This is a genomic window from Streptomyces sp. NPDC002265, from assembly GCF_040296125.1.
Classification (GTDB): domain Bacteria; phylum Actinomycetota; class Actinomycetes; order Streptomycetales; family Streptomycetaceae; genus Streptomyces.
In genome coordinates this window covers 19,545-28,994 of record NZ_JBEOWS010000084.1, presented here as the reverse complement: position 1 = coordinate 28,994, position 9,450 = coordinate 19,545, and the positions used below count along the sequence as shown (strand labels likewise).

Annotated in this window: 9 protein-coding genes; 2 read left to right on the top strand and 7 right to left on the bottom strand. The window is 72.6% G+C overall.

The genetic code is table 11. The features are described 5' to 3' along the window. Window positions 1–236 precede the first annotated feature (236 nt). Window positions 237–1,793, top strand: a complete 1,557-nt coding sequence (locus ABT085_RS17305) for an amino acid permease (protein WP_351607820.1) — start codon at window positions 237–239, stop codon at window positions 1,791–1,793. A gap of 291 nt (window positions 1,794–2,084) precedes the next feature. Here the strand turns inward: ABT085_RS17305 and ABT085_RS17300 are convergent, their stop codons facing one another. Further along, complete coding sequence (locus tag ABT085_RS17300; RefSeq protein WP_351607818.1) at window positions 2,085–2,672, bottom strand: GNAT family N-acetyltransferase; 588 nt, start codon at window positions 2,670–2,672, stop codon at window positions 2,085–2,087. Between the two features lie 79 nt (window positions 2,673–2,751). On the opposite strand from ABT085_RS17300, the gene ABT085_RS17295 reads away from it, so the two are divergent. Next, window positions 2,752–3,747 carry an RluA family pseudouridine synthase gene (locus tag ABT085_RS17295; protein ID WP_351607815.1) on the top strand — a complete coding sequence of 332 codons (996 nt, stop codon included), beginning with the start codon at window positions 2,752–2,754 and terminating at the stop codon, window positions 3,745–3,747. Here ABT085_RS17295 and ABT085_RS17290 read toward each other — a convergent pair. From ABT085_RS17290 to ABT085_RS17265, 6 genes are all read right to left on the bottom strand, one after another. Continuing rightward, window positions 3,741–5,282: a cytochrome P450 gene (locus tag ABT085_RS17290; RefSeq protein ID WP_351607812.1), complete on the bottom strand. Its 1,542-nt coding sequence runs from the start codon at window positions 5,280–5,282 to the stop codon at window positions 3,741–3,743. The two genes, ABT085_RS17295 and ABT085_RS17290, sit on opposite strands and share 7 nt — an antisense overlap. A gap of 56 nt (window positions 5,283–5,338) precedes the next feature. Beyond that, window positions 5,339–5,959 (bottom strand): GTP-binding protein, encoded by a 621-nt coding sequence (locus ABT085_RS17285; RefSeq protein ID WP_351607809.1) that lies wholly within the window; start codon window positions 5,957–5,959, stop codon window positions 5,339–5,341. After that, on the bottom strand, window positions 5,940–6,374 hold the full coding sequence (locus ABT085_RS17280; RefSeq protein WP_351607806.1) for a DUF742 domain-containing protein: 435 nt from the start codon (window positions 6,372–6,374) through the stop codon (window positions 5,940–5,942). Before ABT085_RS17280 ends, ABT085_RS17285 begins: the two co-directional genes overlap by 20 nt. After that, window positions 6,371–6,778, bottom strand: a complete 408-nt coding sequence (locus tag ABT085_RS17275; protein ID WP_351607804.1) for a roadblock/LC7 domain-containing protein — start codon at window positions 6,776–6,778, stop codon at window positions 6,371–6,373. Before ABT085_RS17275 ends, ABT085_RS17280 begins: the two co-directional genes overlap by 4 nt. Then, window positions 6,775–8,397, bottom strand: coding sequence for an ATP-binding protein (locus ABT085_RS17270; RefSeq protein WP_351607801.1), 1,623 nt, complete (start codon window positions 8,395–8,397; stop codon window positions 6,775–6,777). The genes ABT085_RS17275 and ABT085_RS17270 overlap by 4 nt, the downstream gene beginning before the upstream one ends. Before the next feature lie 257 nt (window positions 8,398–8,654). Continuing rightward, complete coding sequence (locus ABT085_RS17265) at window positions 8,655–9,281, bottom strand: TetR/AcrR family transcriptional regulator (RefSeq protein ID WP_351607798.1); 627 nt, start codon at window positions 9,279–9,281, stop codon at window positions 8,655–8,657. Window positions 9,282–9,450: the final 169 nt, after the last annotated feature.

Sequence of the window (9,450 nt, the reverse complement as noted above, 5' to 3'; positions counted from 1 at the left end):
ACGCCCTCCTGTTGGGTTCCGCCCCCCGGGGGTTACCCCCGTCCGGCGACGGGGCGCCCCCCCCGGGGGCCGCCGCTTCGCCGTGTCCCGGCGCCCGCACACCGTGAACGGCCGCGAGGGCGTGAGGGCGTGAGGACTTGGGCCCGCTCCGGACACGACGGCGTGACGCGGACGAAACGAGCGGTCCCTAATTTCTGTCGCCCGACAGGAATTACGTGCCCAAGGCAGGTGCCGCCGTGACGACCACAGCCGCTTCCGACGTACGTCCCGACCCCCCGAAGCCCCCCGCCGACCAGTCCCTCTCGGAGTTCGGCTACCGCCAGGAACTGCACCGCAGCCTCGGCCGGTACGCGTCGTTCGCCGCCGGGTTCTCCTTCATCTCCGTACTGACGACCGTCTTCCAGTTCTTCGCCTTCGGGTACGCGTTCGGCGGCCCCGTCTTCTTCTGGGCCTGGCCTGCCGTGCTGGTAGGGCAGTTGCTGGTGGCCGCCTGCTTCGCGGAACTCGCCGCCCGCTATCCGATCTCGGGCGCCATCTACCAGTGGTCCTCACGCCTGTCGAACGCCGCCTTCGGCTGGTTCGCCGGCTGGATCATGGTGATCGGGCAGATCGTGGTGGTCGCCGCGGCGGCGCTGGCCCTGCAGATGGTGCTCCCGGCCATCTGGTCCGGCTTCCAGCTGATCGGCACCGACCCGGCTCCCACGTCCGCGGACGGCGCGGCCAACGCGGCGCTGCTCGGCGTCCTCCTGCTGGTCCTGACGACCCTGGTGAACATCCTCGACAACCGGGTGATGTCCCTGGTCAACCGGATCGGCGTGACCGCCGAGATCATCGGCGCGGTCCTCATCGTGGTCCTGCTGCTCACCCACTCCGAACGCTCCCCCGGCATCACCTTCCACACCGCGGGTGCCGCCCAGGACGGCCTGTTCGGCGCGCTGCTGGTGGGCTCGTTCACGGCCGCCTACGTGATGATCGGCTTCGACAGCGCGGGCGAGATGAGCGAGGAGACCCATCAGCCCCGGCGTACCGCGCCCCGCACGATCCTCACCGCGCTCGGCGCGGCCGGCCTGCTCGGCGGGCTGATCGTGCTCGGCGGGCTGCTCGCCGCGCCCAGCCTCACCGACGGGCATCTGGCGGTGGACGGTCTCAGCTACGTCCTGACCAGCAGCCTGGGCGACGGCGTCGGCAAGCTGCTGCTGGCCGACGTGGTGGTGGCGATCGCGGTGGCGACGCTGGCGATCCAGACCGCGGCCTGCCGGATGCTCTTCTCGATGGCCCGCGACGGCCGGCTGCCCTTCTCCGCCCGACTGGCGAAGGTCGACCCGCGCACCGGCATGCCCAGTGGCCCCGCGCTGGTCGTGGGCGTCCTCGCGGCGGTCCTGCTGCTGCTGAACTTCGCCTCCCCGGAGGCGTTCCTGGCCATCGGCACCACCTGCATCGTGATGCTCTACCTGGCCTACGCGATGGTCACCGGCCCCCTGCTGGTACGCCGGCTGCGCGGGGAGTTCGCCGTCCACGGCACCGACGAGACGGGCGCCCCGCTGTTCTCCCTGGGCCGCTGGGGCGTCCCCGTCAACGCGCTCGCGCTCGTGTACGGCCTGTTCATGACCGTCAACCTCGCCTGGCCGCGCGCCGCGGTGTACGACCCGGCGGGCGGGCACTGGTACTTCCGGTGGTTCACGGTGCTGTTCCTGACCGTGACGGTCGCGGCGGGCGGGGCCTGGCGGACGTACCGGAGGCGGGCGGAGGCCCCGGCGACCACGATCGAGCCGGTGCCCGCCTCGGCGGCCTGACCGACCGGCTCGGGCCGAGCACTCCGAGCCGACCGGCCCGAGCCAGGAGCTCCGAGCCGGGCGGGTCCGGGGCGGCCGACCGCGCTCCCCCGCGCCCTCACGGCTCCGAGCGGCCGACCGCGCTCCCCGCGTCCTCACGGACGTGGGGAGCCGTCGCGCGTACGGCTCGGCGTGCGGGCGCCGAGGCAGGGCGGCACGTCCGCGCCCGCGTCCGCCGGTCCCCGGCCTGCCCGGCAGCGGGGCGCGGGCCACGGCGCGCAGGCCACGGGCCGCGGGGCGCGGGGCGCGGGGCTATGGCCGGTCGCCCCGCACCCGCGCGTGCAGGTGCATGTCGTGCCAGCCGTCCCGGTGGAGTCCCGCGCTGCGCTTGGTGCCCTCCAGGGTGAAGCCGGTCTTGACGGCGACCCGGCAGGACGCCTCGTTGGCGGTGGCGTGGGTGAGTTCCAGGCGGTGGAAGCCGATCGCGTCCAGGGCCCAGCCGGCGAGGGCCGCCGTGGCCCGCGCGGCCACCCCCTGGCCCCGTGCGTCGGCCACGGTCCAGTAGGCGACCTCCGCCAGACCCTCGGCGAGCACGATCTCGCGCAGTGCGACCCGGCCGAGCAGCCGGTCGGTGTCCTCGTCCACGACGGCCCACTGCGCGTCGCGTTCCCCGGCCCAGGCCAGCCGCCACTCATCGATCCAGTGGCCGGCCTCGTCCTCGGAGTCGGCGGCCCGCAGATGCCACCGGTGCAGGGCCGGGTCCTGGAACGCGCGGTGGACGGCGGGCGCGTCCGCTGCCCGCCAGGGGCGCAGACTCAGGCCGTCACCGGTGGCCAGGACGGGCTGGGGGTGGTCGGCGAGGGTGCCCGCGGGCAGCACGTCGGTCGTCAGAAAGGGCATGGTCGGCATCCTGCCCGGCCGCCCCGGACGCGCCCAGCGGTTTTCCCGGGGCGCGGTCCGCCTCGTAGGCTGGTCGGCGATGAGACGCCGGACCCCGCCACCGCCCTCCCCGCTGCCGCAGCGCGACGGAGTCGACCCGGTGCGGGTGCGACTGCCTCTCCAGGGATCGTGGGGCACGGTCTGCGGGTATCTGGTGGAGCGGATGTCGGGGGCGCCGTCGGGTGCGGTCGCCGCCATGTTCGAGGCGGGCCTCGTGGTCGGCGCGGACGGACATGCCGTGCCGTCGGACGCGGCGTACGCACCGGGGGCGTACGTGTGGTTCCACCGGGAGCTGCCCGCCGAGGTGCCGGTGCCGTTCCCTCTGGAGGTCGTCCACCGCGACGAGCACATCGTGGTCGTCGACAAACCGCACTTCCTGGCCACCACACCGCGCGGCGGCCATGTCGCCCAGAGCGCGCTGGCCCGGCTGCGGCGGGAACTCGGCATCCCGTCCCTGACCGCCGCGCACCGGCTGGACCGGCTCACCGCCGGGCTGGTGCTGTTCACGGTGCGGGCCGAGGAGCGCGGCGCGTACCAGACGCTGTTCCGTGACCGCCTGGTGCGCAAGGAGTACGAGGCGGTCGCCCCGTACGATCCCGCGCTCGCGCTGCCCGCCACGGTGCGCAGCCGGATCGTCAAGGAGCGCGGGGTGCTGGACGCGCGGGAGGTCGAGGGCGAGCCCAACGCGGTCAGCCGAATCGAGCTGCTGGAGTGGCGGGACGGCCCGGGCGGCGCACTGGGCCGGTACCGGCTGCTGCCCAGGACCGGCCAGACCCATCAACTGCGGTTGCACCTCAGCGGGTTGGGTGTGCCGATCCTGGGCGATCCGCTGTATCCCGTGGTGACCGCCCCCCGGCCGGCCGATGACTTCCGGCGTCCGCTGCAACTGCTGGCCCGCGAGCTGGAGTTCACCGATCCGGTCACGGGCGTGGCGCACCGGTTCCGCAGCGGGCGGACGCTTGCGGCGTGGTCCGCGTACGGGGAGTGGGCCGACGGACCGGCCGACGGGCAGACCGTGGGGCCGGCCGGTCAGTAGCCGCGCCACCAGCGCACCAGGCGCTGCCAGGCTCCGAGCCGGTGAGCCGGCTCCGTCGACGTCGGGGAGAGCCGGTCCGGCTGGGCGGCGGCGGGCGCCGACTGCGGTTCCGCGACCGGCCCGGACTGCCCGGCGGCGACCGGCCCGGACTGTGCGGCGACGGCCGGCGCGGGCTGCGGTTCGAGCGAACCGACCTGCCAGGTGGAACGCTGCGACGGGATCGGGTTGCCGTGGGTCGGCGTGACCCGGATGTCCTGCTCCGGCTTCGGTTCGAACGCCACCGGCAGTTCGACCAGATGCCGTGAGGCGATGGACGTGGTCCAGCGCAACTCGTCCTCGTCGCAGTCGAGCTGGACGTCCGGCAGACGCCTGAGCAGCGCGTCGACACCGACGTCGGCGATGGCGCGGCCGACGTCCTGGCCGGGGCACTCGTGCGAGCCGCCGCCGAAGGAGAGGTGGGAGCGGTTGCCCTGCATGCCGGCGGACAGGTCGGGACGTACGCGCGGGTCGACGTTGCCGGGGGCCGGGGCGAACAGCAGCCCGTCGCCGCGGCGGATGCGCCGGCCGCCCAACTCCGTGTCCTGCTTGGCGAAGTAGCCCAGGACGGTGCTGAAGGGCGGCTCGTCCCACAGGGACTGCTCGACCGCCTCGGGCACCGTCATCTGGCCGCCGTTGAGCCGGGCCACGAAGCCGGGGTCGGTGAGCACCCGGCGCAGCACGTTGCCGAGCAGGTTGGTCGTGGCCTCGTAGGCGGCGAAGAGCACCAGCCGCAGGTGTTCCCTGACCTCGTCGTCGGTGAGCCGCGCCGGATGGTTGATGAGGTGGCTGGTGAAGTCCTCCTCGGGCCGGGCCCGGCGCCGTGCGGTGAGCCGGCTCAGTGCGTCCATGACGTAGCCGTGGCTGGCGATGGCCGTCTCGGTGCCCTTGAGCGCGTCGCGGGCGGCGAGCACCAGCCGGTCGCCGTACTCCTCCGGCATGCCGAGGATCTCGCACAGCACGGCCATCGGCAGGTGCTCGGCGAACTGGCTGACCAGGTCGGCGTGCCCCTTGAGGCAGAAGCCGTTCACCAGGCGCTGGGTGTGGCGGTAGATGTGGCGGCGCACGCCCCGGGGGTCGATCGTCGACATGGCGCCGATGACCGCGCCGCGCAGCCGCAGGTGTTCGTCGCCCTCGGCGTGGGAGCAGATGGGCTGCCAGGCGATGTGCGGCATGAGCGGGTGGTCGGGCTTGACCTGGCCCTCCAGCAGCGGGGTCCAGATGCGGCTGTCCCGGGTGTACTGCGAGGGTGTGCGCACCATGTGCATGTTCTCGGCGTGGCCGAGCACCACCCACATCGGTACGTCCTCGTGGAGCAGCACGGGGGCCACGGGGCCGTACTCGTCGCGCAGTTGCTCGTAGAGTTCGCCCAGGTCCGCCGCGTCGGGGCCGTAGATCCGGTGCAGTCCGCCGGGGCCGCGGCCGTGCGCGGGACAGCCGGGGGGCGGGCCGGTCACGAGGTCGTCCGCACCGGTCGGGGAGTGGTGTTCAGAGGTCACGGTGGTCGCTCCGGGAAGGCTGGGGTCGATCCGGGGGTGGGCCGACGGACGGAGGTTCAGACGAGGCTGCCGGACAGGGCCATGGAGTGCAGGAAGCGCATCAGGGTCAGCAGGACGTCGCGGCTGGAGGCACGCCGGCGCACGTCGCATTCGACGATCGGGATCTCGGGTGTCAGGTCGAGCGCCTGGCGCAGGTCCTCGATCGGGTAACGGGGGCCGTCGGGGAAGGAGTTGACGGCGACCACGAACGGCACACCGCGTTCCTCCAGTTGTCCCATGACGTCGTAACTGACTTCGAGGCGACGGGTGTCGACGAGGACGACGGCGCCGAGCGCGCCCTCGAACAGGCCGTTCCACAGGAACCAGAAGCGTTCCTGGCCCGGGGTGCCGAAGAGGTACAGGACGACCTGGTCGGTGATCCTGATGCGGCCGAAGTCCATGGCCACGGTGGTGGCGGTCTTGGTGTCGGAGCCGTAGTTGTCGTCGACCCCGATACCGGCCTGGGTCATGGTCTCCTCGGTGGTCAGCGGCCTGATCTCGCTGACCGCGCCGACCATGGTGGTCTTGCCGACACCGAAGCCGCCGACGATGACGATCTTGGCCGCGGCCTGCGCCGTGTGCGGCAGCTGGTCCTCGGCGCGTGGGCCCGGGACGGCGTCAGAGCCTTTGAAGTCCATGCATCACCGCTTCGAGAAGGGAACGGTCGGGGAGCTGCCGGCGGACGATGGGGGCGCGCACCTGCACCAGATCGGCGGCCAGCATCTCGGTGACCAGCACGGTCACCACGCTGAACGGCAGGCTGAGCCAGGCCGACAGCTCGGCCACCGACAGCGGGTTGGCGCACAGCCGGAGCACCGCCGCCTGCTCCGGGGTGGCGGAGGAGGGCGGCTCGGCGCGCGCGACGATCAGGGACACCAGGTCCAGGGGCGCGCGCTCGCCCTCGGGTCCGGTGATGACGTACAGCCGCTCGGGGTTCTTGCGCTCCCCCTCCTGCGGGGGCCGCGCGGAGGACGGCTGCTCGGGTTCCGTCGAGGGCGGTCGCGCGGTGCGCGGTTGCGGGGGTTGTCGCCGTCGGCGTCGCGGAGGAGTCATACGGTCTGCCCGTTGCGCCGGGGCGGACTGGTCAGATGGGAGCCGATGCGCACGACGAGGTCGCGCATGTGGGCGCTCATGTTGCCGGGTTCGCACACGACGTCGGCGAGGACCGCGAGATAGGCGTTGGCGCCCGCCGCCATCAGATAGAAGTAGCCGCCGTTCAGCTCGATGATGACGACCTTCATCTCGCCGTCGCTGGTCGGGAGTTCCTGGGCGACGGCGCCGGCCAGGCTCTGCAGGCCCGCGCAGGCGGCCGCGACCCGGTCGGCGGCGTCCTCGTCACCTGCGTAGCGGGCGATGCGCAGGCCGTCGGCGGAGAGCACCACGATCATCTCGATGCCCGGGACGCTCTTGTAGAGATCTTTGAGCATCCAGTCGAAGTTCGCTCGCTGCTGGATCACTTGAGGTCCCCCTCGTCGTCGGCTCCGGAGCGGGCCGGCTTGTCGATCAGATGCGTGTACGCGGTCGGGTTGCGCGTGAAGTCCGTCGGGTCCGGGCCGGGGTTGTCCTTCTTCAGGCCCTCCCAGAAGGCCTCGACCCACAGTCCGGGCTCCCGTTCTTCCTGCTTGGGCCCGGGCTCGGGTTCGGTCGGTTCCTGCGTCCAGATGTCGGGCGTGCCCTCACGGGCGGCGCGCTCGGAGGCGGCGGCCTCGGCGTAGCGCTGGCTGAGCGGGGTCTTCATCCGGCTGCGGCGCTGCGGCAGGCCCTTCTCGGTCCACTCCGTGACCTCGGGTACGTCGTCCTGCACGGGGACCTGGTCCGGGATGCGCGGGCTGGTGGGGCGGCGCTTCTTCGGCGGCCGCTTGGGCCCTTCCAGCGCGCCCAGTTCGATCGTGGGTACGGCGGTGGCGCCGATGCCGTGCGCGAAGCCGGGCGCGGGGTCGGAGGTCATCATCTCGGCGGGCACGATGAGGACGGCGCGCACCCCGCCGTACGCGGAGGCGCGCAGCGACACCTGGAGGTTGAACGAGGTGCACAGACGGCCGACGACCGCGAGGCCCAGGCGCGGGGTGTCGCTGAGGTCCTGGACGTCGACGCCGGCCTTGGCGGCCTCCAGCAGGCCCTCGGCCCTGGCGCGGGCCTCCTCGCCGAGGCTGACGCCCGCGTCCTCGATCTCGATGGCGATGCCGGTCTGCACCTCGACGGCGTTGACGTGCACGTCGGTCTGCGGCGGCGAGTAGCGGGTGGCGTTGTCCATGAGCTCGGCGAGTGCGTGGATGAGCGGCTCGACGGAGATGCCGCGGATGTTGACCTTGGCGATGGAGTCCAGCTTGATGCGGCGGTACTCCAGGATGCGGGACATGGCGCCGCGCAGCACGCTGTACAGCGGGACCGGCTGGGGCCACTGGCGGCCGGGGCGGCCGCCGCCGATGATGGCGATGGAGTCGGCGAGCCGGCCGATCAGCGAGGTGCCGTGGTCGATGCGCAGCAGGTCGTCGAAGACCTCGGGGTTGCGGCCGTGGTCCTCCTCCATCTCCCGCAGCTCGCCCGCCTGCTGGTGGACGATCGCCTGGACCCGGCGGGCGACGCTGACGAAGGCGCGCTGCGCGGAGTCGCGCATCATCTCCTCGCGGTCGACGATGTCCAGCATGGTCTTCACGACGGTGCGGTGCGCCTCGGAGAGGTCGCCGTAGGCGGGGTCCGAGTCGATGAAGTGCCGCATCACCTCGCCGGGCGTGTTCCCGCCGCGCATCACCTTCAGCGCGGTCGGCAGGACCTCCTTCGCGACCCGGAGGTTCACCTCGTCGTGGGCGGCGACCTGGCGTTCCAGATACGCGCAGTGACGGGCGTGGTCGGCGTGCGCCTGGCGCAGCCGCCGGCCCCGGCGGACCGCCTCGGCGCCCGCGGCCGTCACCAGGGCCGTGGCGAGGGCGCCGCACAGTCCCACGGCGAGCCGGGCCGGGTGGGCCACCAGGGCGACGGCGGCCCCGGTCGCCGTGGCCATCAGTATGGCGGGCAGCAACAGCACCCGCGCGTAAGGGAGTTCGCGGCGGTCTGGAGGGGACTGGACACTCACCATGTAGGCCCTCGAAACGAATCGGAATCTGTCCACCAATTAGGAACAAACGCACGAATACATACCAACCCGGTGCGCTGCGGGCGAGCTTAGTCCGACCGGATCAACGCAGTGTCATATTCGGCAAGCATCTGAAATCGCCCGCGCAACAGGAGTACGCTCAGCCCCATTTACACGCCGAGCCCTCGTTCGAACACGCTGCGTGACCGACGTCGGGTGTGCGAGACCCCTGCCGAACGGGGTGAGAGGCGACGGCCGGGTCAGACCCCCGCGATCCGCAGCGCCGCGTCCGCCGTGGCCTCGGCGAACACCGACACCGGCCGCTCGGGGTCGGAGCGGTGCACCAGGATGACGCCCTCGATCAGCCCGAACACCAGATCCGTACGCAGTTCCAGCTCGCCCTTGGCGAGCACGCCGCCCGCACCGGTCGCGGCGAGCAACTGCCGGTAGGCGTCCTTGAGTTCGGCGCGCACGGCATGGAAGCCCGCGAACCGCTCGGTGCGCACCTCGGGCAGCAGATAGAGGCCGCCCAGGTTGTGCGGCCCGCCGCACAGCAGCTCCACGTCGGTCCGGCACAGCCGCCACAGCCGCCCCTCGGCCGGGGCCGCGTCGTCGGCGAGCAGCTCACGGGCGTAGGCCAGGGACGGCGTGACGGTGGACTCCAGCAGCGCGGCGAGGAGTTCCTCCTTGCCGGAGACGTAGTGGTACATGGACGCCTGCCGCATCCCCGCCCGTTCGGCCACGGCCCGTGTCGTCGTGGCCGCATAGCCCTGCGTGGTGAACAACTCCGCGGCGGCGGCGAGCAGTTCGGCGCGCGGTTCCAGACCGCTGTCCGGCCGCTGCGCGGCCCGCGGCCGGCCGACCCTGCGCCCGCTACTCGTCCCCATGCGTTCGATCCTCGCACACACCCCCCGGCCGCCGATCTCCGTGAGGGCTCGGTAACCGCCCGGCAACGCGCGGGCAATGCCGGTGACGCGGCCCGCACCTAATTTCTGTCGGGCGACAGAAACTCGGCCGTGCGCATCGGCACCGGCACGAGTGAACACCGAAGACCAG